Annotated in this window: 22 protein-coding genes; 13 read left to right on the plus strand and 9 right to left on the minus strand. The window is 74.0% G+C overall.

Going from position 1 to position 22,325, the window contains the following annotated elements:
* The first annotated feature begins 16 nt into the window (after nt 1-16).
* Complete coding sequence (locus ACIQ87_RS34845) at nt 17-622, plus strand: TetR/AcrR family transcriptional regulator (protein WP_402414933.1); 606 nt, start codon at nt 17-19, stop codon at nt 620-622.
* Here ACIQ87_RS34845 and ACIQ87_RS34850 read toward each other — a convergent pair.
* A complete protein-coding gene (locus tag ACIQ87_RS34850; RefSeq protein WP_392867979.1) occupies nt 612-929 on the minus strand; it encodes a cupin in 318 nt (105 codons plus the stop codon). The two genes, ACIQ87_RS34845 and ACIQ87_RS34850, sit on opposite strands and share 11 nt — an antisense overlap.
* A gap of 181 nt (nt 930-1,110) precedes the next feature.
* Between ACIQ87_RS34850 and ACIQ87_RS34855 the strand changes: the two genes are divergently transcribed.
* Complete coding sequence (locus ACIQ87_RS34855; protein ID WP_402414935.1) at nt 1,111-1,377, plus strand: hypothetical protein; 267 nt, start codon at nt 1,111-1,113, stop codon at nt 1,375-1,377.
* A gap of 100 nt (nt 1,378-1,477) precedes the next feature.
* On the opposite strand, the gene ACIQ87_RS34860 is transcribed toward ACIQ87_RS34855, so the two are convergent.
* Nucleotides 1,478-2,635, minus strand: a complete 1,158-nt coding sequence (locus ACIQ87_RS34860) for an acyl-CoA dehydrogenase family protein (protein WP_402414937.1) — start codon at nt 2,633-2,635, stop codon at nt 1,478-1,480.
* Between the two features lie 202 nt (nt 2,636-2,837).
* Between ACIQ87_RS34860 and ACIQ87_RS34865 the strand changes: the two genes are divergently transcribed.
* Nucleotides 2,838-4,031 carry a TetR/AcrR family transcriptional regulator gene (locus ACIQ87_RS34865; RefSeq protein ID WP_402414940.1) on the plus strand — a complete coding sequence of 398 codons (1,194 nt, stop codon included), beginning with the start codon at nt 2,838-2,840 and terminating at the stop codon, nt 4,029-4,031.
* 32 nt (nt 4,032-4,063) lie between these two features.
* Here ACIQ87_RS34865 and ACIQ87_RS34870 read toward each other — a convergent pair whose 3' ends face one another.
* Nucleotides 4,064-4,447, minus strand: a complete 384-nt coding sequence (locus ACIQ87_RS34870; RefSeq protein ID WP_402414942.1) for a hypothetical protein — start codon at nt 4,445-4,447, stop codon at nt 4,064-4,066.
* A 255-nt stretch (nt 4,448-4,702) separates the two neighbouring features.
* On the opposite strand from ACIQ87_RS34870, the gene ACIQ87_RS34875 reads away from it, so the two are divergent.
* From ACIQ87_RS34875 to ACIQ87_RS34900, 6 genes are all read left to right on the plus strand, one after another.
* Entirely contained in the window at nt 4,703-6,658 is a 1,956-nt protein-coding gene (locus ACIQ87_RS34875) for an ATP-binding protein (RefSeq protein ID WP_402414945.1), read from the plus strand.
* A 61-nt stretch (nt 6,659-6,719) separates the two neighbouring features.
* Complete coding sequence (locus tag ACIQ87_RS34880) at nt 6,720-9,077, plus strand: hypothetical protein (RefSeq protein ID WP_402414948.1); 2,358 nt, start codon at nt 6,720-6,722, stop codon at nt 9,075-9,077.
* Nucleotides 9,078-9,292: 215 nt separating this feature from the next.
* The gene (locus ACIQ87_RS34885; RefSeq protein WP_402414951.1) at nt 9,293-9,946 is read left to right on the plus strand and encodes a DedA family protein; all 654 of its coding nucleotides are present in this window, start codon (nt 9,293-9,295) and stop codon (nt 9,944-9,946) included.
* Nucleotides 9,947-10,152: 206 nt separating this feature from the next.
* On the plus strand, nt 10,153-11,877 hold the full coding sequence (locus ACIQ87_RS34890) for a threonine/serine exporter family protein (RefSeq protein ID WP_402414953.1): 1,725 nt from the start codon (nt 10,153-10,155) through the stop codon (nt 11,875-11,877).
* Nucleotides 11,878-11,965: 88 nt separating this feature from the next.
* Nucleotides 11,966-13,048: a hypothetical protein gene (locus ACIQ87_RS34895; protein WP_402414955.1), complete on the plus strand. Its 1,083-nt coding sequence runs from the start codon at nt 11,966-11,968 to the stop codon at nt 13,046-13,048.
* A 263-nt stretch (nt 13,049-13,311) separates the two neighbouring features.
* Complete coding sequence (locus ACIQ87_RS34900) at nt 13,312-14,571, plus strand: C40 family peptidase (RefSeq protein WP_402414958.1); 1,260 nt, start codon at nt 13,312-13,314, stop codon at nt 14,569-14,571.
* 52 nt (nt 14,572-14,623) lie between these two features.
* On the opposite strand, the gene ACIQ87_RS34905 is transcribed toward ACIQ87_RS34900, so the two are convergent.
* Nucleotides 14,624-14,950: a hypothetical protein gene (locus tag ACIQ87_RS34905; protein WP_402414960.1), complete on the minus strand. Its 327-nt coding sequence runs from the start codon at nt 14,948-14,950 to the stop codon at nt 14,624-14,626.
* A gap of 127 nt (nt 14,951-15,077) precedes the next feature.
* Between ACIQ87_RS34905 and ACIQ87_RS34910 the strand changes: the two genes are divergently transcribed.
* Complete coding sequence (locus ACIQ87_RS34910; protein ID WP_402414961.1) at nt 15,078-15,599, plus strand: GNAT family N-acetyltransferase; 522 nt, start codon at nt 15,078-15,080, stop codon at nt 15,597-15,599.
* A 41-nt stretch (nt 15,600-15,640) separates the two neighbouring features.
* A complete protein-coding gene (locus ACIQ87_RS34915) occupies nt 15,641-16,921 on the plus strand; it encodes a GNAT family N-acetyltransferase (RefSeq protein ID WP_402414963.1) in 1,281 nt (426 codons plus the stop codon).
* 62 nt (nt 16,922-16,983) lie between these two features.
* On the opposite strand, the gene ACIQ87_RS34920 is transcribed toward ACIQ87_RS34915, so the two are convergent.
* Together ACIQ87_RS34920 and ACIQ87_RS34925 are read right to left on the minus strand one after the other, a co-directional pair.
* Complete coding sequence (locus ACIQ87_RS34920) at nt 16,984-17,796, minus strand: TetR family transcriptional regulator (RefSeq protein ID WP_402414965.1); 813 nt, start codon at nt 17,794-17,796, stop codon at nt 16,984-16,986.
* Nucleotides 17,797-17,806: 10 nt separating this feature from the next.
* Nucleotides 17,807-17,944 carry a hypothetical protein gene (locus tag ACIQ87_RS34925; RefSeq protein ID WP_402414968.1) on the minus strand — a complete coding sequence of 46 codons (138 nt, stop codon included), beginning with the start codon at nt 17,942-17,944 and terminating at the stop codon, nt 17,807-17,809.
* A 32-nt stretch (nt 17,945-17,976) separates the two neighbouring features.
* On the opposite strand from ACIQ87_RS34925, the gene ACIQ87_RS34930 reads away from it, so the two are divergent.
* On the plus strand, nt 17,977-18,549 hold the full coding sequence (locus ACIQ87_RS34930) for a GNAT family N-acetyltransferase (RefSeq protein WP_402414970.1): 573 nt from the start codon (nt 17,977-17,979) through the stop codon (nt 18,547-18,549).
* Between the two features lie 21 nt (nt 18,550-18,570).
* Here the strand turns inward: ACIQ87_RS34930 and ACIQ87_RS34935 are convergent, their stop codons facing one another.
* Nucleotides 18,571-19,050, minus strand: coding sequence for a macro domain-containing protein (locus ACIQ87_RS34935; RefSeq protein WP_402414973.1), 480 nt, complete (start codon nt 19,048-19,050; stop codon nt 18,571-18,573).
* A 9-nt stretch (nt 19,051-19,059) separates the two neighbouring features.
* On the minus strand, nt 19,060-20,343 hold the full coding sequence (locus ACIQ87_RS34940; protein ID WP_402414976.1) for an MFS transporter: 1,284 nt from the start codon (nt 20,341-20,343) through the stop codon (nt 19,060-19,062).
* Between the two features lie 112 nt (nt 20,344-20,455).
* Between ACIQ87_RS34940 and ACIQ87_RS34945 the strand changes: the two genes are divergently transcribed.
* Nucleotides 20,456-21,442 carry a LysR family transcriptional regulator gene (locus tag ACIQ87_RS34945; RefSeq protein ID WP_402414979.1) on the plus strand — a complete coding sequence of 329 codons (987 nt, stop codon included), beginning with the start codon at nt 20,456-20,458 and terminating at the stop codon, nt 21,440-21,442.
* A gap of 136 nt (nt 21,443-21,578) precedes the next feature.
* Here ACIQ87_RS34945 and ACIQ87_RS34950 read toward each other — a convergent pair whose 3' ends face one another.
* Complete coding sequence (locus tag ACIQ87_RS34950) at nt 21,579-22,193, minus strand: YceI family protein (protein WP_402414982.1); 615 nt, start codon at nt 22,191-22,193, stop codon at nt 21,579-21,581.
* Between the last annotated feature and the right edge of the window lie 132 nt (nt 22,194-22,325).

Raw genomic sequence — 22,325 nt, forward strand, 5'->3', positions numbered from 1 at the left:
TCCGTAGGATCAGGGCATGGGAAACCGCGAAGACCTGATGGCGGGCGCCAAGCGCTGCCTGTACGAGAAGGGCTACGGGCGCACCACCGCCCGTGACATCGCGACCGCCTCCGGCGTCAGCCTGGCCGCGATCGGCTACCACTTCGGCTCGAAGGAGGCGCTGCTCAACGCGGCGATGATCGAGGCGATCGGGGAGATGGGGGCGGCCATGGGGGCGGTGGTGATCGCCGCCAACCGGGTGCCGGACGATCCGGAGGTGCGCTTCGCGGCCGTCTGGGACGGCCTGCGGGGCGTCTTCGTCGAGCACCGCGGGCTCTGGGCGGCCCAGTTCGAGGCGCTCGCCCAGGCCGGGCACGCCCCCGATCTGGCGCAGGCCTTCGCGGCGGCGCAGAAGGAGGGGCGGCTCGGGCTGGCCGCCGTGTTCCAGGGGGTGCCCGAGGTGTCGGACACCGAGGAGGAGGTCGCCCGCGGGGCCTTCTACCAGGCCCTGCTGGCCGGCTACTGCGCCCAGTGGCTGGCCGCGCCCGAACTCGTCCCCAGCGGGCAGGACTTCCTGCGCGGACTGCGGCTGGTCAGCGACAGCGTGTTCAACCCCGTGGAGCCCCCGCCCGCTACGCGGTGACGGCGGTCAGCAGCACCACCGAGTCGACGTGCGCCAGTAGTCCGTGCCGCTCCTGCGGGACGGGCTCCAGGTGGCCGGCCGGCAGCTCCAGTCGCCGGCCGGCGATGGTCAGCGAGACCCGGCCGCGCAGCACCTGGACACTGCCCGCGGTGGGCGGGTTGTGCTCGTCCAGCGCGGTGCCCGCGGTCAGCGCGATCACGGTCTGCCGCAGCATCCCGTCGTGCAGGACCAGGTGGGCGCTGCGCCCGTGCGGGCTCTCGGCCGCCCGGGCGGCGTGCTCCACGGTGAGCTGTTCGAGATCGGGCATCGCGCCTCCTCCTCGCTCCGGGTCCGGGCGCACTCCGTGTGCCCAGGGTCGCGGACGCCCGGGCGGCCCGCACCCGGAGGCGCCGCGCCCTGATCCGGCGGAGTTCGAGAGGCAGGCCCCGGGCCGTCCGACCCGAGTAGTCCGAGGTGCGGCTCCCGCCGACTGCCCGCATCGTGGAGGCATGGCGACCAACCAGAAAATCCTCAGCGGGTTCCAGGTCAACCGTCCGGTGCTGGTCGGCGGCGTGGTGCTCACCGCGGTCGGCACGGTGCTCAGTGCGGCCGGGACGGTGATGGTCTGCGTGGCCCTGGCCACCGCGGGCCGCAAGTGGGTGCGCGGCCTGGAGACCCCACCGGCCGCACTCGCCCAACGGGCCCTGCGCGAGGCGCGGGTGGCGTCCACGGCGGGCTGGGAGGCCTGGCGCGCCGAGCACAGCTCGCCCAACTGAGCGGGACGGCCGCCGGCGCGGGTGTCGATACGGCTGTCGACACGGGTGCGGCGGGCCGCCCGAGGGCGACCCGCCACAGTGCCGAACGGCCCGAACGGCCCTACAGGCCGAGCGACTTGGCGATGATGCTGCGCATGACCTCGCTGGTGCCGCCGTAGATCCGGAACACCCGGTTGTCGGTGTAGAGCCGGGCGATCGGGTACTCCAGGATGTAGCCGTAACCGCCGTGCAGCTGGAGGCACTTGTCGATCACTGTGGAGGCCGACTCGGTGCAGAACAGCTTCGCCGCCGCCGCGTCCGCGACGGTCAACTCGCCGCTCTGGTACAGCTCCAGCGCCCGGTCCACCATCGACTGCTGCGCCACCACCTGGGCCTCGCAGTCGGCCAGGGTGAACTTGGTGTTCTGGAACTCGGCGACCGCCTTGCCGAACACCTTGCGGTCCTTGACGTACTGCACCGCGAACCGCACCGCCGCCGCGGCCGCCGCGTACGCGCCGACGGCGATCGCGAGGCGCTCCTGCACCAGGTTGTGGGTCAGGTAGGAGAACGCCCGGCCCTCCTCGCCGAGCAGGTTCTCCACCGGCACCCGGACGTCGTCGAACGCCAACTCGGCGGTGTCCGAGGTGCGCAGGCCGATCTTCTGGAGCTTGCGGCCGACGGTGTACCCCTCGGAGGCGGTGTCCACGCAGAGGATGGACAGCCCGGCCCGGCGGTTCTCCGGGTCGTGCGGGGCGGTGCGGCAGACCACCAGGACGAGGTCGGCCAGCACGCCGCCGGTGATGAAGGTCTTGGCGCCGTTCAGGACGTAGTGGGTGCCGTCCTCGGAGAGCCGCGCGGTGGTGGAGATGCCCGCGAGGTCGGAGCCGGCGCCCGGCTCGGTCATCGCGATCGCGGTCATGATGTCGCCGGAGACGAAGCCGGGCAGCCAGCGCCGCTTCTGCTCCTCGTTCGCGTACTCCAGCAGGTAGGGCAGCACCAGGCCGGTGTGCACGCCGGAGGAACCGAAGCTGACGCCCGCCCGGGCGGTCTCCTCGGCGATCACGGCCTGGTACTTGAACCCGCTCTCGCCCGCGCCGCCGTACTCCTCCGGCACCTCGATGCCGTAGACGCCGAGCGCGCCGAGCTGCCGGTAGAAGTCGCGCGGCGGGTGGCCCTCGGCCTCCCAGCTCTCGTAGACCGGGACGACCTCGTTGGCGATGAAGTCCCGGATGGTCTCCCGGAAGGCCTCGTGGTCCTCGTTGAACACGGTGCGGCGCACGGCGGCGCTCCCTTCGACGGCACCGGCCGGGGCTGCCGACCGGAGCGGAACGTGCCTGGTGATGGCCCCACAAGTTAATCGGGGGTAGCTTCGGCTGTCCAGAGTCGGCCCGGGGTGAAAAGCCCGTGGGGAACGGCCTGGAGGGGCATGAAGTGAATCCTTGCTAGCCTTCCGTCGACGCTCGCAGGAGAGGGGGCCCGCCATGGTGGTCCGACGGCCGCCCGGGCGGCGCGCCCAGATCCTGGCCGTGGCCGCCGACCGCTTCCACCGCAGCGGCTACCACCAGGTCTCGATGACCGAGGTCGCCGCCGGCGTCGGGATCACCGCGCCGGCGCTCTACCGGCACTTCCGCGGCAAGCCCGAACTGCTCGACCGGGCCGTCCGCCTGGGCCTGGACGCGCTCGCCGAAGGCCTGCGCGCGGCCCGTACCCCCGCCGACCTCGGCACCGCGCTGGCCGCCGTCGCGGTCGGCCACCGTCCGCTCGGCACCCTGGTGCAGCGTGACGCCCGGCTGCTGCCGCCGGCCCGGCGGGCGGCGCTGCGCCGTGAACTGCGCGCCGACGTCGCGCTGATGACCGCGGTACTGCGTGCGGAACGGCCCGAACTGTCCGCCGGGGACTCCGAGTTGCTCTGCTGGTCGGCGCTCTCGGCCTGCGCGGGGCTGTCCTACCAGTCGGCGGCGCCGCAGCCCCGGCGGGCCGAGGCGCTGCTGCGCGGGATGGTCGCGGCCGTCCTCGCCGTCCCCGTGGACGGCGCGGTCCCCCTGGGCGGTGCGGCCGCAGGGTCCGTCGGCGTACCGGTGGCGCGGCCGGCGCCGGAGCCCAGACCGCGGGCGCGCCGGGAGGAGCTGCTCGCGGCGGCCGTGCGGCTGTTCCACCAGCGCGGGTTCGACAACGTCAGCACCGACCAACTCGGCGCCGCCGTCGGCATATCCGGCCCGAGCGTCTACCGGCACTTCGACAGCAAGGCCGAGCTGCTGGCCGCCTCGCTGGTGCGCAGCCGCGAACGGCTCTGGCACGAGGTGGACGGCGCGATCGCGGCCGCCGCCGGGCCCGGGGCGGCGCTGGAGGCCGGGCTGGGCGCGTACGTCGGCTTCGCGCTGCGCAACGGCGACTACCTGGGCGCGATGCTCAGCGAGACGGAGCGGCTGGCCCCGCCCGACCGCCGGGCCGCGGTGGACTTCCGGAGGGACTTCCTGCGCACCTGGGTCGGACTGCTGCGGCAGGTGTACCCCGGGTACGACGCGGCGACCGCCCGGATCCGGGTGCACGCGCTGTTCGCGCTGGTCAACGACGGGGTGCGGAACCGTCCGCACAGCGCCCGGCCGGACCTCGGGGACTGCCTGCTGCGGCTCGGTCGGGCGGTGCTGGGCGTCCCCGGGGAAGGGCCGCTCTGAGGAGGGCGGGGGCGGGGAGGTCGAGGGGCCTCCTAGTGGAGGACGTGGGGGTGGTGGACCCGCGCGTCGACGCCGCGGTCGGACTGGGTGGTGCCCGCGTTCCCGTCGTCGCCCCGCCCGGGGTCGGCCGTCCCGCCGTTGCTCTGCTGGACGCCGACGCTCCCGCTGTTGCCCGTCACCGCGAGACCGTTGTGCTGGTTGCCCGCACCCGAACCGGTGGCCGTCTGCTGGGTGTTGACCACGGTGCCGTGGACGTTGCCGACGATGTTGCCGGAGCCGGCGTTGCTCACCACGCCGGCGCCGGAGTGGTCGGCCGGGCCGGCGCCGTTGCCGGCGTGCGCGGTGGCGGCGCCGAATCCGACGAGGAGGAACGCGCCGAGGACGGTGACGGCGGCGGCTGCGCGAATACGGGACACGGTGGTCTCCCTGGCGAGAAGTGCGAATTGTGGCGCCGCCCGCAGTGGCCGCCCCGGGCGCCGTGGCCTGGCGTCGCCCGTTCAGCATTCACCAGCGATGTGGACGAACTCCACCGAACGGGTGGCAAATCGCCCGATGGTGGAGGGGCAGTCAATTCAAAGTTGACCGCATTCCGTCATTTCGCCATTCCGTCGGGAAGGAGCCAAGGAGAAAGAAATGGTCGACGGATAGTCGCACTGGCACACTGAGGACCCATGTCTGATGGTGTCCCGCCCGAGCCCACCCCCGACGAGGAGCTGCGGACGACCGAGGTCGATCTCGGCGGCCTGGTGAACGTCCTCGCCACCCACCTCTACTCCACCCCGCTGGTCGCCCTGCGCGAACTCGTCCAGAACGCCCACGACTCGCACACCCGCCGGCTCCTGGAGGACCCGGACGGCGACCACCGCCCGCTGATCCGGGTACGTGCCGACGCCGCCCGGCGCACCGTCGCCATCGAGGACACCGGCGCCGGCCTCACCGAACCCGAGATCCACTCCTACCTGGCCACCGTCGGCACCGGCTACACCCGGATGCTGCGCGAACTGACCGGGAACCAGGAGCTGATCGGCGCCTTCGGACTGGGCTTCCTCTCCGCCTTCTCGATCGCCGACGAGGTCACCGTCACCACCACCTCGCACCGCGAACCGTGGCTCGGCCACCGCTACCGCAGCCGTGGCGGCGAGCAGTACCAGGTCGAGCCGGTGCCCGCCCGGCCCCACCCGGGCACGGTGGTCGAGCTGGCGCTCAAGCCCGAGCACGGCCACCTCGCCGACGAGGACGTCCTGCGCGACGTGCTCGGCCGCTACTGCGTGCTGCTGTCGATCCCGGTGTACGTCGGCGCGGACGAGCGGCCGGTCAACTCCGTCGAGGTGCCCTGGCGGCAGCGGGCCCTCCCGTCGCCCACCGCCACCCCTGGCGGAGACGCTTCGCGCCGCCCCTCCGACGGCGACCGGTACGCCGCCCGGATGCGCTTCGCCACCGCGTTCGGCCGCCGCTTCGAGCCGCTCACCGCCTTCCCGGTCCACCCGGTCGAGGGCGTGACCGACGCGGCCGGCCTGCTCTGGGTCCAGGACGGCGGCAGCTACGGCACCAGCGACAACCGCGACCTCGCCGTCTACCTGCGCGGCATGCTGCTCGCCGAGGACGCCCGCGACCTGCTGCCCCGCTGGGCCGGGTTCATCGGCGGCGTGGTCGAGTCCAACCGGCTCACCCCCACCGCCAGCCGCGAGGACCTCCAGCGCGACGAGCACTACCACGCGCTCCGGAAGGTCCTCGCCGACGCCATCGTGGACGGCCTGTACGAGACCGCCCGGCTGCGGCCCGCCGCCTGGCGCCGCATCCTCGCCCGGCACGGCGCCGACCTGCTCGGCGCCGCGCTCTGCGACGAGCGGCTGTTCACCCTGCTCGCCGACGACGTCCCGGTGCCCACCTCCCAGGGCGACCTCACCGCCGGCGCACTGCGCGCGGCGGGCGGCGGCGCGGTGCACCTCGCGATCGGCAGCGGCGGCGGCTTCGAGGAGATGCTGTACCGGGCGATGCGGGTGCCGATCGCGCGCGGCGACCGCTACGCCGTCCAGCCGTTCCTGCACCGCTACGCCGAGCTGCGCGGCTGCCGGGTGGTCGAGCTGGGCAGCGAGAAGGGCGACCGCGAGCTGTTCCGCGACCCGGAGCACCCGCTGCCGGAGCACGAGGCGGCCTGGCTGGCGGGCGCCCTCGCCGACCCGGGCGAGCAGCTCGTCCCGGCCCGCTTCGACCCGCCCGGCCTGCCGCTGGTGCTGGTGCCGGACCGCGAGGCCGAGCTGAAGGCCAGGATCGAGGACGACCAGGCGGACGCCCGGATCCCGTCCGCGGCCCTGCGGCTGGCCCGCGCCTTCACCGCCCGCACCGACGGCGAGGTCCGGGCCCGGCTGTACCTCAACCTGGACAGTCCGGCGGTCCACGACCTGCTCGCCGCCTACCGCGCCGGGCACACCGGCAGCGCGACGGCGGCCGGGCTGCTCCGCTCGATCAAGGTGATCATGGCCGCGGCCTCGTCCGGTCCGTCCGAGGGCGACCTCACCACCGCGCTGAGCGGCATCGGCACGGCGGTCTCCGCCCTGACCGCCGCTGTTCCCGCCGGTCTGCCGGAGGTCCCGGACAGCCCCGGCGCCCTCTCGGAGGAGCCGTGACGGACGGACTGTCAGTGGGGTGCGGTAGACAACTCATCAGCACGACGCAGGGGGAACGGGCATGACCACCGACATCTGGGCCTGGGTGCGCGACACCCACCGGCAGCTCGCCGAGGCCGGCCACCACCGGCTGGCCGACGCCATCGTCGAGCTGCCCGAGCACGCCACCGAGGGCCGCAACGAGCAGCTGGACGCGCTCTACCCGGAGGCGGTGGCCGCCGCCCGGGCGCTCGGCCTGCCCTGGGTCGAGGTCTACCTGCGGCACTGGCGGATGCAGAACCTGCTGAACAAGCGCCAGCAGGGAGAGGCGGTGCTGCCCGAGGCGGTTGACCTGCTGGACTTCGCGCACCGGGAGGAGACGGCGGGCTGCCCGCAGTCCGTCTGTGTGGTGCAGGACTTCGCGATCTGCCACGCCCGGGTCGACGGACCGGGGTACGTGGCCGAGCGCCTCGCCGTGGTCGGCGAGACCTTGGACCGGATCGAGCCCGACCGGGCCTGCTACGACTGCCTCTCCCGCGAGTACTCGGACGCCCTGGAGGACGACGGCCGGGCGGGCGAGGCGCTGGACCACCTGGACTCCGCGGCCAACCGGATGCGGGCGGCCGGCCAGTCGGTCTCGCTCCGCTTCCACCAGGCCCGGGCCGGCACCCTGCACCTGCTGGGCCGGCACGAGGAGGTGCTGGAGCTGCTGGACACCGCCGAGCGGGCCGAGCAGGCGCAGGGGCGCCGGCTGGACGAGCGCGACCAGCGCTGGGGCGCCCTGCTGCGGGCCCGCGCGTTCGCCTCGCTCGGCCGCACCGAGGAGGCGCTCGCCCTGCTGCCCGAGCGGGCCGAGGCCGAGCGCCACGCCGACCTGCGCCCCGCCTGGACGCAGACGGTCGAGCTGCTGGTCGCGGCCGGAGCACGGGAGAACGACGCCGAGCTGGGCGCCGTCCTGGCCGGCTGGGTCGGCTACCTGGACGGCGTCGGCGCGCACCGCCCGTGCGTGGACCTGTTGCTGGCGGCGGGTCGGCTCGCGCTCGCCCGGCGCGCCCGCACGGTGGCGCTGACGCTCGCCGCGACGGGAGAGCGTAAGCTCACCCGGTTGCGTCGCACCGACGGCGTGTCGGAGCAGGTCGCGGCCCTGCGTGCGGCCGCTGAGGCACTGCCAGAGCCCGAGCTGCCCGTCCCGCCGGGCGAGCTGACGGCGCACCTGGCCGAGACCCGGGTGCCCTACGAGACCGGCGCCGACCTGCTCTCCGTCGCCCTGGACTGGTACCGGGGTGAGCAGGCCGGCGCCACCGGACTGGCGGTGCTCCTGGCCACCGTGCTGGGCGGCCTCGGCCACGCCCGGGCCGCGGCCGAGCTGCTGTGGCGGTACGTGGAGCAGGACGCGGCGGACCGCGAGCTGACCGGCGCGCTCGGCGAGATGCTGATCGAGGCCAGGGACGCCGAGGGCATCCGCCGGCTCGCCGACCGGGTGTCCGTCACCGCCCCCGCCGACGGGCACTGGATACGCGCCCGCTGGGCCGCCACCGAGGGCCGCTGGGCCGAGGCGCTGGAGTGGTGCCGGGCGATCCTGGCCCTGGACGACGAGGTGATCAACACCCGCCGTCTCGCCGCCCACGCCGCCACCGAGCTGGGGGACCACGCCACCGCGCAGCGGATGTACCTGGAGCTGCTGGAGCGCGCGGCGCCGGCCGACGGAGCCGCCGAGGAGGACGGCCACCGGCAGGTCCAGGAGCCGGACCTGTGGCACCTGATCACCGCGGCCACCGCCAACCGCGACTGGGCCGTGGTCCGCTCCACCGGCGCGCTGCTCGACATCGAGTTCGACGAGCCCGAGGGCCCGGTGGACGAGGAGTGGCAGCTCGTCACCATCCGCGCCACCCGGACCAACGGCGCCACGTCCGACCTGCCCGCGCTCCGGACGGGCCCGGCCACCGCCCGCATCCTGCCGGTGCTCGGCGACGACCTCACGCTCAACCACGGCGACGTGGTGGTCTTCGCCCCGGCCCTGCTGGAGCGCCCGCCGGCCGAGGACGCGCCCGAGGAGGAGCGGCGGCACTGGCGCCCGGTGTTCGAGCTGCTCACCCTGCTCGACCCGGCCGGGTACACCACGTACTGGATCGACGGCGCCTGGCCCGGGGACGAGCGGTGGTCGGCCCTGCGCGAGGAACTGCACGGGGCCGGGTACGCGGTCTGGGTGTACAGCGGGGACCAGTACCGGATCACCGACCCGGCGGACGGCGGCGACACCCTGCCCGGCGTCTACGCGGCCCTCGGCGTGCCGCCGACCGCCTCGGCCGCCGAGGCCGACGCCCTGCTGCTGCGGCTGACCGACGGCCTGGCGCACCCGCTCGCCTGGCCGGTGCTGGCCAAGGCGGCCGGAGCGGACCTCGCCCGGCACGAGGAGACGGTCGAGCGCTACGGGCTCTGACCGACCCCGACCCCGACCCCAACCCCGACCACGTGGCCCCGGCGGCCGGCCCTCCCGGGCCCCCGCCGGGGCCGCGCGCGTTCCGTCCGCGACCGTCCGCGACCGTCCGCGGCTGTCAGCGTTCTCGGCCCGGGAACCATCCGGCCCCGCGGCGAGTCTTTGTCAATGCTTTACTGTTTCATTGCCAAGACTCGACCTTCCCGGAGTGCCGCACCGTGACCAGCCTCGCCCTCGGCCCGTCCTGGCTCGATCCGACCACCCTGATCTCCACCTTCGGTCTGATCGGCATCCTGGCCATCGTCTTCGCCGAGTCCGGTCTGCTGATCGGCTTCTTCCTGCCGGGGGACTCGCTGCTGTTCACCACCGGCCTGCTGGTGGCCGGCGGCACCTACCTGCACCAGCCGCTCTGGCTGGTCTGCGCGCTGGTCGTGGCCGCCGCGGTGGCCGGGGACCAGGTCGGCTACCTCTTCGGCCGCAAGGTCGGCCCGAGCCTCTTCCGCCGCCCCGACTCCCGGGTCTTCAAGCAGGAGAACGTCGAGAAGGCCGCGGCCTTCTTCGACCGGCACGGACCCAAGGCGATCGTGCTGGCCCGCTTCGTGCCGATCGTGCGCACCTTCACCCCGATCGTCGCGGGGGTGAGCAGGATGAACTACCGCAGCTTCGTGGTGTTCAACGTGCTCGGCGGGGTGCTGTGGGGCGGCGGCGTCACCGTGCTCGGCTACTTCCTCGGCCAGATCCCGTTCGTCCGGGACAACATCGAGGCCATCCTGGTCGGCATCGTGCTGGTCTCGGTGATCCCGGTGGCGATCGAGCTGCTGCGGGCGCGCCGCTCCGGCGCGGCGCGGGCCGCCCACCACCGCGCCGGGTAGGCGTCCGCCGCTCCGGCCACGGGACGCCGCGTACATGTGCGTCGAGCTGTTCGATCAGGCAAGGTGTAACCCGAGATCGAGCGGTGGCCGACGGCTGCCAGGGGTGGCGAGGAGCGGAAGTGCCTAAGCGGGGCCGACCGGGAGCGGGCAAGCGGGCGAGGGGGGGCCGGGCGGTCCGACAGGCGCGGCAGATACCCCCGACGCCGGTGCACCCCGCCGACGCCCCGCCGACCGAGGGCCTGCTCGGCCACGCCGCCCCGCCGCTCGAGCCCACCACCGTCGTCCCGCTCGCCCCGCCCGTCCCGGAGACCAAGGGGCTGCTGGCCCCCGAGCCCGAACCGGTGCCCGCGTCGGCGGCCCGCCCCGAGGCCGGGCGCCCCGAGGCCGAGCGCCCGGTCCGCCGCCGCTCGGTCGCCGAGGACACCCTCACCCCGGAGGAGTGGCGGGCGGCCGGCTACACCCCGCCCACCGGCATCCCCATTCCGGAGCTGACCGCCGGCGCTCCCGGCGAGGCGCCCTGGCCGGACCGGATGCGCACCCTGCTGCGCACCCCGATGTCCGAGCGGCCCGCCTTCGAGCGCACCGCCCGCGAGATGCACCCCTCCTCGGCCGTCACCCGCAACGTCCCGCGCATCCTCGACCTCACGCTGCGCATCGGCGAGCTGCTGCTGGCCAGCGGCGAGGCCGCCGAGGACGTCGAGGCGGCCATGCTCGGCATCGCGCACGCCTACCGACTGGACCGCTGCGAGCCGCAGGTCACCTTCACCCTGATCGGCATCTCGTACCAGCCCTCGCTGGTCGAGCCGCCGGTCACCGCCGACCGCGTGGTGCGCCGCCGCACCTCCGACTACACCCGGCTCGACGCGGTGTACGAGCTGGTCGCGGACATCACCGCGGAGAAGGTGACGGTCAACGACGCCTACCGCCGGCTCGCGGTGATCCGCCGGAACCGGCACCCGTACCCGGCCTGGTTCCTCGCCCTGACCACCGGCCTGCTGGCCGGCGCGGCGACCTTCCTGGTCGGCGGGAAGATGGACGACAAGGGCTGGCTGGTGTTCGCGAGCGCCTTCGTCGCGGCCGTCCTCGGCGACCGGCTGGCCTCCGCGTTGGCCAAGCGCCGGCTGCCGGAGTTCTACCAGTTCGTGGCGGCCGCGATGCCGGCCGCCGCCTCCGGGATCATCCTCTCGTTCAACGACTGGGGCCTGCGCGGCTCGGTCGTGATCACCGGCGGCCTGTTCGCCCTGCTTCCCGGGCGCGCCCTGGTCGCCGCCGTGCAGGACGGCCTGACCGGCTTCTACATCACCGCCGCCGCCCGCCTGCTGGAAGTGGTCTACCTGGTCGCGGGCATCGTGATCGGCGTGATGGTGATCCTCTACCTGGGCGTCGGCTTCGAGGCGAACCTGCGCCCGGACGAGAGCCTGGTGGGCGTCAACTACCCGCCGGTCCAGATGGTCGCGGCGATGGTGCTGACCCTGGCCTTCGCGACACTGCTCCAGACCGACCGCCGCAGCCTGGCCCTGGTCACCGTCAACAGCGGCATCGGCTGGGCCAGCTACGGCGCGCTGGTGTACAACGCGGGCGTCAACCCGATCGCGGCGACCGGCGTGGCGGCCGGCCTGGTCGGCCTCTTCGGCCAGCTGATGGCGCGCTACCGCAACGGGTCGGCGCTGCCGTACGTGACCGCCGCGATCGGCCCGCTGATGCCCGGTTCGGCGCTCTACCTCGGGATGCTCGCCTTCGCCCAGGGCCACTCCAGCGCCGGCCTGGTGTCGGTCTTCCGGGCGGCGGCGATCGCGATGGCGCTGGCGGTCGGGGTGAACCTGGGCGGGGAGATCGCCCGGCTGTTCATGAAGCTGCCGGTCGGCGCCGAGCTCCCGTCGCTCTACCCGGCCGTGCCGCGCCGGGCGGCCAAGCGCACCCGAGGATTCTGACCGGACGTCGGCCGGTGTTGGGGGCGAGTTGGGCCCCGGGCCACGTCACGGCAGGCAGGACGCAGGACCAGGAACGAAGGTAAGACCCATGACGACACTGCTGGACGGCTACCGCGAGCACATCGTCGCCGCGCACAAGCAACCGCTGTTCCTGCTGTTGGTCGGATTCATCACCTCCTTCGTCTGCATCCGGTTCAGCGTCCGGATGATCCGCGCCCAGGTGAGCTGGTGGCCGGGCAACGTGACCCCGGGCGGCCTGCACATCCACCACATGGTGTTCGGCCTGGGCTTCCTGCTGCTCGGCGGCATCGGGGTGTTCGCCACCTACGGCGGGCACCCGTGGATCGACTGGTTCGGGCTGGCCTTCGGCATCGGCTGCGGCCTGGTGCTGGACGAGTTCGCGCTGATCCTGCACCTGGACGACGTGTACTGGAGCGAGCAGGGCCGCAAGTCGGTGGACGCGGTGATCTTCGGCATCCTGTTCACCTCCCTGCTGCTGGTCGGGTACGTGCCGCTGGGCGTGGTGCCCGGCGAGGAGACCAGGTGGGGCCTGGTCACGATCCTCTCGGTGAACGCGCTGGCCTCGGTGATCACCCTGATCAAGGGGAAGGTGTGGACCGGCCTGCTCGGGATCATGGTCCCCGGCCTGTCCTGGATCGGGGCGATCCGGCTGGCCCGCCCGAGCAGCCCGTGGGCCCGCTGGCGGTACGCCACGCGCCCCCGCCGACGGGCGCGTGCGCTCCGGCGCGAGCGCCTGTTGCACCGGCGCGCGGACCTGGCCCGCACCTGGCTCTTCGACCTGATCGCCGGGGCTCCCGACAAGGTGCCCGCCAACCACCCGGCCGCGCACCGGGTGGCCGAGCGGATGGCCGCCAGGGCCACCGCCCACCTCGACGCGCACGCCGCCCGGGCGCTGGCCCGCCGACAGGCCCGGCTGGCCGACCGCCGCTCGGCGGCCGCGGCGGGGGCGGGTGACCGGCGCCCGGGTGCGGCGGACCCGGTGCCCGGGGTGGCCGAGGCCGGTCCGGCCCGCTCCCGCCAGGCGCAGCAGCGCCGCCGTACCGTCCGGGCCGGGCGCAGCCGGGCCTTCGCCGTCGCACCGAACGGGACGGAGAGCCGGCCCGAGCGGCAACCCCGGCTGCGGAAGCACACCCGACGGATCGGCCGGTAGCCCTCGGTGCGCCTCGCCCACCGGCAAGCTCGGCCTGTTCGCTCAGCCGATGCCGAGATTGGTCAGATCATCTGATAGTCACCCGACCAGCCGAGCATTTTCCAGGTGTGAAGGCCGCCGGAATTGAGAACATGACGTCATGTGACCGTTCTGTCACGTGATGGGATGATTCATCGGACCTCCCGCCGCCCCGCCCGCCGTCCGCCGGCGGGCCGTGCACCGTCCGACGCCGTCCCCTCCGGACCCGTCAGAAGGGATGCCGCGTGGCGCGCAGGATCCTGCCGGCCCTCCTGTTGTCCCTCACCGCCCTGCTCGGGCTGCTCCCCGCCGCCCAGGCCGCCCCCGCAGCCCCCGCGCCGACGGTCGGCCGGGCCGCGGACGAGGACCCGTACCCGAGCACCGAGGAGATCGACCGGGCCCGGGCCGAGGTCGAGGGCAAGGCCTCCTCGGCCGCCGCCCTGGAGGCCGCGCTCACCGCCGCCCGGGCCGAGCTGGACCGGGCCGGGCACGCCACCGAGCAGGCCGTCGAGGCCTACAACGGCGCCCAGCTCGCGCTCGCCCGGGCCCGCGCCGAGGAGGCGGCCGCAGCGCAGCGCGCCGCCACCGCCGAGACCGAGCGGGCGGCCGCCGCCGACGACGCGGCCCGGCTCGCGGCCGAGACGTACCGGCAGGGCGCGGGCGCCGAACTCTCCGCGCTCAACGCTCTGCTCGGCTCCCACGGCCCGCACGAGGCGGGTGACCGCGCCGCCGCGATCGGCCAGGTCAGCGAACGCACCCGGCAGATCCTGGACGCCGCCACCTCCACGGCCGCCGCCGCCCGCAGCGCCTCCGCGGCCGCCCGGGCCGCCACCGAGGCCGCCGGGAGGGCCACCGCCGAGGTCGGCGCGGCCAAGGTCCGGGCGGAACAGCGGCTGGCGGCCCAGCAGGCCGAGGTGGCGGCCGCGGCCCAGCGCCGCGAGCAGCTGCTCGTCGAGCTGGCCGCGGCCAGGGACACCACCGTCGAGCTGGAGCGCCAACGCCGCGAGGCCCTGGAGGCGATCGCCGCCCGTGAGGCCGAGGCCGCCGCCCGGGCCGCCGCCGAGCAGGCCGCCCGGGAGGCGGAGGCCGCCTCGGCCGGCGTCAGGGCCCAGGCGCCGCCGTCCTCCCGTCCGTGGTCCGCCGAGGGCGCGGCCGCTGCCGTCGCCTTCGCCAGGTCCAGGATCGGCCTGCCGTACGTCTGGGGCGGCGAGGGCCCGGGCGGCTACGACTGCTCCGGGCTGACGATGATGGCCTGGCGCGAGGGCGGTCGGCAGCTCAACCACTTCGCCGCCGACCAGTACGCCCAGAGCACCCCGATCGGCTACCGCCAACTGCGCCCCGGCGACCTGGTCTTCTGGACCGACACCGGGCGCGCCGCCGACATCTACCACGTCGGGCTCTACATCGGCGACGACCAGATGATCGAGGCCCCGCGGGCCGGCGTGCCGATCAAGCAGGCCAGCCTCTGGATCATGGGCACCCCGAACTTCTACGCCAGGCCGTAGGGCCCCGCGGCGTCGGGTCCACGGCGAATCGCGCCGCGGCGGCGCGGGCCGGTCAGCGGTCGTTCAGGGCGGCGGCCAGCTCCTTGCGGCTGTCGCGCAGCCGCAGGACGGCCCAGCCCCAGGCGGCGGCGAGCGGGAGCGACACCAGCAGGACGGCGACCGCGCCGCCGATCCGGCCGATCATCTCGGAGTCGCAGGCCTCCTGCATGTGGAAGCCGGTCGGCTCGTAGAAGGCCGGCGAGCCGCAGAGCCCGTTGCCGGGGACGAAGACCAGCCAGAGCGCCCAGAGCCAGCCGGCGACGGCCAGCGCGCCGACGAGCTTCGCGGTCGACGACCGGCCCTCGTACTCCTTCAGCTTGCGGAAGTACTCGTCCTCCATGGATTCCCCCCGGGATGCGGATCGTCTGTGCCTGAACCGGCACGAGGATGCCAGCCGGGGCCGTCCGGACGCCACTGTCGGTGGGCCGCGTTAGCGTGGCCGCTCGGACCGGCACTGAGGAGGCGTCATGCGGCTGCGGGATGTTCGGGCGGGGGACGTCGAGGCGTACGTCCGGATGCGCTGCGATCCGGTGATGATGGCCGAACTGGGCGGCCCGCTGCCCCGGGAACGGGTGGAGGCGCGGCTGCGCAAGGACCTCTCCCTGGTGGCCGCGGACGCCTCCTGGATCAGGATGATCGTGCCGGCCGTCGCCGCGGACGACGAGGCGGTGGGCACGGTCACGCTCTGGTCGGACCAGGAGGACGGCGTGCCGGTCTCCGAGATCGGCTGGATGGTGCTGCCCGAGTACCAGGGGCGCGGCCTCGCCAAGGCGGCCGTGCGCCAGGTGCTGGACGACGCCGCCGGGGACGGCCGCTGGGGCGAGGTGCACGCCAACCCGGGGGCGGGCAACGGGCCGTCCAACGGGATCTGCCGCGCGCTCGGCTTCCGGCTGCTCGGCGAACGGGACCTGGACTTCGCGGACCGCGTCCTGCGCACCAACCACTGGGTGGTGGTGCCGGGTGAGCACCTGGGATCGCGCACGGATTAATTCGGATGCCGCCCCCGGAGGGCCGCCGTACGGTGGCCCGCATGGGCAACAGCATCGATCACGCGGCCGTCGACACCGTGAACGGGATTCTGGTCCGAGCCGTCTCCCAGAACGAGGTGGAGGGCTGGGACAAGGCGCTCGCCTTCGGGTTCCTGCGCCCGCACCTGCCCCCGGCGACGGACATCCGCCGCCGGCAGTGGCAGCCGGGCCGGCTGCTGGCCGGTTTCGACGGCGACCGCCAGATCGCCACCTTCCGCAGCTTCGACACCGAACTGACCGTCCCCGGTGGGGCCGTCGTCCAGGCCGACGCCATCACCAACGTCACGGTGAGCGCCACCCACCGCCGCCGCGGCCTGCTCAGCGCGATGATGCGCCGGGACCTCGCGGCCGCCGCCGAGCGCGGCAGGGCGGTCGCCGTCCTGATGGCCGCCGAGTACAACATCTACGGCCGGTTCGGCTTCGGCCCGGCGACGTGGGGCGCAGGCCTGCACGTCAACCTGCGCCGCACCCGGGGCCTGCGCGAGGGCCTGCCGGGCGTCCCCGGCGGTCGGATCGACTTCGCGGGCATGATGGAGCTGCGCGACCTGGGCGCGGACCTGTACGAGCGCTGGCGGCGCACCCAGCCGGGCGCGATCGAGCGCGACGAGCTGTGGTGGCTGCGCACCACCGGCGAGGTCCGGACACCGGGCGTCGACTTCAAGGAGCCGTTCGCCGCCGTCCACCGGGACGCCGACGGGACGGTCACCGGCCTGGTGCTCTACCGGGTCGAGGACAAGTGGGACGGCGCCTACCCCGACAGCACGCTCGAGGTGAGCGAGTTCATCGCCCTCGACCTCCCCACCGCGGTGGAGCTGTGGCGCTTCGTGCTGTCCGTCGACTGGGTGGGCCGGGTCACGGTGCCCAGGCTCGGCCCGGACGACCCGCTGCCGCTGCTGCTCCAGGAGCCGCGCGCGGCCACCCCGTACGAGGGCAACGGTGACGAGGTGTGGCTGCGGGTGCTGGACGTCGAGGCCGCGTTCGGCGCCCGGACGTACAACACCTCCGGCCGGGTGGTGCTGGAGGTTGACGACAAGCTCGGCTACGCGTCCGGCCGTTGGGCCCTGGAGGTGGCGGAGGACGGTACCGGTCGCTGCGCCAGGACCACCGACGACGCCGATCTCGCGCTCGGCGCCTCGGAGTTGGGCTCGCTCTACCTGGGCGGGCAGACCGCGTCAGGGCTGGCCGCGGCCGCCCTGGTCACCGAGCTGCGCCCGGGCGCGGCGGCCGCCGTCGACCTGCTGCTGCGCACCCCGGTCCGGGCCTGGACGCCGACCGAGTTCTGAGTCCCGCTCCGACGGGAACGGCCGGCCCGTTCGCGGGCCGGCCGTCTCTGTGCGCCCGGGCGCTACTTGACCGCGGTCTTGCCGATGGTGGGCAGGATGAAGTCCTGGATCAGGCCCTTGGCGTCACGGACGATCGGGCGGAAGACCCGGTAGCGGGACAGGTTGATCACCCGGGCCGCGAGCGGCGTCGAGCGCCGCACGAACTCCCTGGTGCGCTCGGTGTCCGGGGTGCGGTCGAAGACCCAGTAGAGCACCACGATCATCAGGTACAGCCAGAGCACGTCGGGCAGCAGCTCGACGAGTTCGGCGTCCAGCTTGGGCGCCAGCTCCGAGCCCTGGAGCACGTCGCGGAACAGCTCGACCGCCGTCGCCCGGGCCGGGTGGGACTCGTTGGAGAACGGGCTCAGCGAGCTGGTCGGGTCGGCGGCGGTGCGGAAGAACTGCGCGGAGAACTCGTGGTACGGCGCGGCCGTGTCGAGCCAGGAAGTCAGCGCGATCTGCAGCCGCTCGGAGAAGTCCCGGGTGTGGGCCATGCGGCGCTTGGCGTCGGCCGCGTGCTCGTAGGTCATCCGGTCGTAGAACCCCTGGATCAGGAATTCCTTCGCCGAGAAGTAGTAGTACGCGTTGCCCACCGACACGCCCGCCTCGGTGGCGATGGCGCGCATGGTGGTCTTCTCGTAGCCCCGTTCCTGGAACAGCCGCATGGCGGTCTCGAGGATCAGGGCCCGGGTGGCCTCACTCTTGTCGGTCTTCGGCTTGGCCCGGCCGCCGGGCAGGGCCTCCGGCCCGGGCCCGCTCTCCGGTCCGGGCACGGCCGAAGCCTCGGCCGTGCCGTTCTCGCCGTCCGTTCGGTTCGTCGCTGCCAGGTCGTCCACGGGCACGAGCCTAGCCGGAGACGACGTTCCATCCGGTGTCGGTGTTCGTGGTACCGGATGCCCCCTCCGCATCCGGTGCCACGATGACCCCCATCATTTCGAACGCGTTCAAAATCTGGGCAGCACTGTAGACGTATCGGTTGAACATGTTCAACTCCATCTCTGTGGGAGGCTGGTCACATGATCAGTTCAGAGCGGACCGTCATTCGGCGCGGCGGAGTGCAGGACGCCGAGTCCATCGCCGAACTGCACGCCGCCAGCTGGCGCACCACCTACCGGGGGATCGTCCCGGAGGAGGGGCTGGGCGACGGGATGGTCGCCCAGCGGCGTGAGCTGTGGAAACTGCGACTGGAAGCCGACTACGGGGAGCCGGAGAACACGCCCGAGCTCCTGCTGGCCGAACGGGCCGGTGCGGTGGCCGGGTTCATCTATCTCGTCCCGCAGCCGGACGGCGGGGTGCTGATCGACAACCTGCACGTGCGCCCCGGTCTGAACGGGGGCGGCATCGGCCGCGAGCTGTTGACCGCGGGCCGCGCCCATGTCGCCGAGCGGCACCCCGGGGCCGGACTCTCCCTGGAGGTGCTGCGGGACAACACCCGGGCGATCGCCTTCTACGAGCGCGAGGGTGCCGAGCGGGTCCGGGCGCAGGAGGGTGAGTTCCCCGGCGGATTCCTGCTGCCCGAGTACGTGTACGCCTGGCCGGCCGGGCGCGTGGCGCCCGGTCCCGACCGGTCGGAGCCGGCGGATCGGTGAAGTGGAAGTGGTCGGGTCGGGTCAGTCGACGTCGTAGACCGTCACCGGTACGCCCCGGGCCGTCAGCCGGGCGGTGACCAGCGGCTCGACCCGCTCCCAGCGCCCGCCCGCCAGGCCACAGCCGATCCGCGGCATGTGGACGGAGGCGCCGAGCCGGAGCGCGTGCTCGCCGAGTGCGGCCAGCCCGGTGTCGATCGCCTCGTACCGCACCGGCACTCCGGTGGAGCGCCCCGTGCGGATGCCCCGCTGGCCGACCAGGTTGGCCACCCAGAGGTGCGGATCGACCGGGACCAGTTGGACGGCCCCGAGGCCGAAGTCGTTCTTCGCCCGCTCCCGATGCCAGCGCCGGTACGCCGCCTCGGGCTCGGGCCAGCGTCTGGAGAGCGCGAGCACGAAGCCCCTGCCCCAGCCGCCGAGATCGTTGCAGATGTGCGCGATCACCTTCACGCCCTTGCCCTGGGGCGTGGTGGCATCGCCTCGGACGTAGGTGATTTCCCCCATGCCTCGACGTTAGAGGGTGCCACTGACAATCTGCTCGGCATTTTCCGCCGCGCCCTCGCCCGGCGAGCCCTCCGCCGCCTTCGGCGCCGTGAGGTGCCGTCGCCCGGCCAGCGCGATCAGCAGCGCGAGCCCGGCGGCCGCGGCGGGCAGGGCGTAGCCGGTGCCGGGGGCGGCCCGCTCGGCGACCGTTCCGGCGAGCGCCGCCCCGGCCGAGATGCCGACCACGATGCCGGACACCGCCATCGCCATGCCCTCGTTGAACTGCCGCCGCGGCAGCAGCTCCTGGACCAGCGTCATCCCGGTCACCATGGTCGGCGCGGTGGCGGTGCCGGCCGCGAACAGCGCCACGCCGAGTGCCCCGAGTCCGGCCCCGCCCAGTCCGGCGGCGAGCGGCAGCAGCAGCACCGCGGCCATCGCCGCGGCGCAGAGCAGGAAGCGGGTACCGGGAGCCCGGCGCGGCGTCAGCAGGCCGAACAGCAGCCCGGCCACGCAGGAACCGCCCGCGACCAGGGCCAGCAGCAGGCCGGCCGTCGCCTTGTGGCCGAGCGCGTCGGCGTACGCCACGGTGGTGATCTCGGTCGCGCCGAAGACCATGCCGGTCGCCAGGAAGGTCAGCACCAGCACCCGCAGCCCGGGTGCCCGCAGCGGCGAGCCGTGCCGCCGCTCGGCGGAGTCCCGGACGGGCAGCGGGGGTTCGGTGCGGCGCTGGGCGGCGAAGAGCAGGGCGCCGACGGTGCCGAGGGCGCCGGTGGCGATCATCCCGGCCTCCGGGGCGAGCGTCGTGCAGAGCAGCATCGCGAGCACCGGCCCGGCCATGAAGCAGAGTTCGTCCAGCGCCTGCTCGAAGGAGTTGGCCAGGTGGCGCGCGGCCGGGTCGTCCCGGTGCAGGTGCGCCCAGCGGGAGCGGGCCATGCCGCCGAGGTTGGGCATGGCCGAGCAGGCCGCGGAGCTGAGGAAGAGCGTCCAGTCGGGCGCGCCGAGGTGGACGCAGAGCAGCAGGGCGGCCATCGGAACGGCGCTGTACAGCGCGGCCGGCACCGTCACCCGCGCCTGCCCGTAGCGGTCCACCAGCCGTCCGATCAGCGGCATCCCGATCGCGCCGAAGACCAGCCCGGCCGCCGAGACCGCCCCGGCGAGCCCGTACGAGCCGCGCCGTTCGGAGAGCAGCACCACCAGCGAGACGCCGTACATCGACAGCGCCAGCCGGCCCAGCAGCCCGGCCAGGGTGAAGGCGGCGGCGCCGGGGGCCGCGAACAGCCTCCGGTAGGAGGCGAGGAGGGCGGGCGAGGGCATGGTGCTCCTGTGAGCGGGGAGGGCGGGGTTCCCCAGCCTGGCGCCGTCGGCGGGCGGCCGTCCAACACCTGTTTCGTCGCACTCACAACACGCCGTTGTTAATCTGCCGCCCATGCCCCGTGACCTGCACCCCCGACTGCTGCGCGGCTTCGTCGCGACCGCCGAGACCCTGCACTTCGGCCGGGCCGCCGAGCGACTGCACATCGCCCAGCAGGCGCTCAGCCGGGACGTCCGGAGCCTGGAGGGGCTGCTCGGCGACGCGCTGTTCGCCCGCACCACCCGCAGCGTCGAACTCACCCCGGCCGGGCGGCGGTTGCTGCCCCGGGCGCGCCGGTTCCTGGCCCTGCACGACGAGATCCTCGCGGAGGCGGCGACCGGAACCGGGGCCGGTGCCAGGCCGCTGCTGATCGACCTCAACAGTGACGTCACCGGCCCGGACCTGACCACCGACCGGGTGCTCGAACGGGCCCGCGCCTCCTGGCCGGAGGGCGAACTGCTGGCCCGCTTTCACGGCGGCCTGGCCGCGGCCGCCGCCGAGCTGCTGGCCCACCGGCTGGACGCCTCCTTCGGCCGCTTCGCCGGGCTGCCCGCCGGGGTGCGCGGCCAACTCGTCCAGCTGCCGGTGCGGTTGGAGCGGATCTCGGTGATGATGGCGGACACCCATCCGCTGGCCGACCGCCGCGCGCTGCGTCTGGCCGATCTGGCCGGGCACCCCGTGGACGTCTGCGCGGGCAACCCGGCCACCACCGAGTGGGCCGACCTCGGCGCCCGGCTGCTGCGCGAGCACGGTCTGACGGCGGCGGCGCCGTACGTGCCGCCGGTGGGTGTGGACGAGACCGCCCGCTACCTCGCCCGGCACGGGGATCCGATGCTGACCACGGTCGGCGGTCCGCGGATCCCGGGGACGGTGAACGTGCCGTTGGTGCGGCCGGTGCCGCTGAGCCTGGTCAGCCTGGTGCACCGGCCCGGCGATCGTCATCCGGGGCTGCGGGCGCTGGCCGCCGCGGCGGGTGCGCTCGGCGCGGCCGAGGGCTGGCTGCGCCGCCCGGCGGGCGGCTGGCTGCCCGCGGCGGACGCGGCGCTGCTGCCGCCGGGGTAGGCGGCCGGAGGCCGTCGGGGGCGGCGCGGCGGGGCCGTCGGGATGGCGTCGGGGAGGTGGGAACCGGTGGAAACGTTGGAAACCGCCCCTGCCCCGGGGGGAAGGGCAGGGGCGGTGCTCCTGGGGGTCAGGCGGCTCAGGCCGCCTTGACGGCGGAGATGTCGAAGCTGAGCTTGACCTTCTCGCCGATCAGCACGCCGCCGGTCTCCAGCGCCGCGTTGTAGGTCAGACCGAAGTCGGTGCGGTCGACGACGGCCTTGCCCTCGAAGCCGACCCGGTTGGCGCCGTACGCGTCGGTGGCGCTGCCGGTGTACTCCAGGTCCAGCACGACCGGGCGGGTGGTGCCCTTGATGGTGAGGTCGCCGGTCATCCGGTACGAGTCGCCGTGGACCAGCTGGGCGGAGGTGCTGCGGAAGCGGATCTCCGGGTGGGTGTCGACGGAGAAGAAGTCACCGGTGCGCAGGTGCTCGTCGCGCTGGGCCTGGTTGGTGTCGATGCTCCCGACCTTGATCACCAGCTCGGCCGAGGAGTTGCCCGGGTGGGTCCCGTCCAGGTGCAGCTTGCCGTCGTAATCGGTGAAGCGGCCCTTGACGTTGGTGACCATCGCGTGGCGGACGGAGAAGCCGATCTCGCTGTGGGTGTTGTCGATGGTCCAGTCGCCGGTCAGGTGGGCGAGGTCCGGGCCGGCCGGGGTCCGGACGGCGGTCGCGGCGGGGGCGGTGACGGTCTTGGTGCGGTTGAACAGGCCCATGGCTTCCTCCTTGGTTCGAAGCCGGTTGTTTAGGCTTCAACTTGTTGGCTCCACCATAGGCCAATGTCGTTCAACTTTCAACCACAGCTTTCGGGCTTCCCCCGAACGGCTCGACGGACCGGCCTGTCGGCC

It is taken from the genome of Kitasatospora sp. NPDC096204 (assembly GCF_044763205.1).
Classification (GTDB): domain Bacteria; phylum Actinomycetota; class Actinomycetes; order Streptomycetales; family Streptomycetaceae; genus Kitasatospora.

Excerpts from the sequence above, each read along its gene's own strand:
- ACIQ87_RS34910 (WP_402414961.1), top strand. The coding sequence starts at position 15,078 with ATGCGGCTGCGGGATGTTCGGGCGGGGGACGTCGAGGCGTACGTCCGG.
- ACIQ87_RS34895 (WP_402414955.1), top strand. The coding sequence starts at position 11,966 with ATGACGACACTGCTGGACGGCTACCGCGAGCACATCGTCGCCGCGCAC.
- ACIQ87_RS34880 (WP_402414948.1), top strand. The coding sequence starts at position 6,720 with ATGACCACCGACATCTGGGCCTGGGTGCGCGACACCCACCGGCAGCTC.
- ACIQ87_RS34915 (WP_402414963.1), top strand. The coding sequence starts at position 15,641 with ATGGGCAACAGCATCGATCACGCGGCCGTCGACACCGTGAACGGGATT.
- ACIQ87_RS34940 (WP_402414976.1), bottom strand. The coding sequence starts at position 20,343 with ATGCCCTCGCCCGCCCTCCTCGCCTCCTACCGGAGGCTGTTCGCGGCC.
- ACIQ87_RS34850 (WP_392867979.1), bottom strand. The coding sequence starts at position 929 with ATGCCCGATCTCGAACAGCTCACCGTGGAGCACGCCGCCCGGGCGGCC.
- ACIQ87_RS34875 (WP_402414945.1), top strand. The coding sequence starts at position 4,703 with ATGTCTGATGGTGTCCCGCCCGAGCCCACCCCCGACGAGGAGCTGCGG.
- ACIQ87_RS34845 (WP_402414933.1), top strand. The coding sequence starts at position 17 with ATGGGAAACCGCGAAGACCTGATGGCGGGCGCCAAGCGCTGCCTGTAC.
- ACIQ87_RS34855 (WP_402414935.1), top strand. The coding sequence starts at position 1,111 with ATGGCGACCAACCAGAAAATCCTCAGCGGGTTCCAGGTCAACCGTCCG.
- ACIQ87_RS34935 (WP_402414973.1), bottom strand. The coding sequence starts at position 19,050 with ATGGGGGAAATCACCTACGTCCGAGGCGATGCCACCACGCCCCAGGGC.
- ACIQ87_RS34930 (WP_402414970.1), top strand. The coding sequence starts at position 17,977 with ATGATCAGTTCAGAGCGGACCGTCATTCGGCGCGGCGGAGTGCAGGAC.
- ACIQ87_RS34950 (WP_402414982.1), bottom strand. The coding sequence starts at position 22,193 with ATGGGCCTGTTCAACCGCACCAAGACCGTCACCGCCCCCGCCGCGACC.
- ACIQ87_RS34945 (WP_402414979.1), top strand. The coding sequence starts at position 20,456 with ATGCCCCGTGACCTGCACCCCCGACTGCTGCGCGGCTTCGTCGCGACC.
- ACIQ87_RS34925 (WP_402414968.1), bottom strand. The coding sequence starts at position 17,944 with ATGTTCAACCGATACGTCTACAGTGCTGCCCAGATTTTGAACGCGTTC.
- ACIQ87_RS34865 (WP_402414940.1), top strand. The coding sequence starts at position 2,838 with ATGGTGGTCCGACGGCCGCCCGGGCGGCGCGCCCAGATCCTGGCCGTG.
- ACIQ87_RS34905 (WP_402414960.1), bottom strand. The coding sequence starts at position 14,950 with ATGGAGGACGAGTACTTCCGCAAGCTGAAGGAGTACGAGGGCCGGTCG.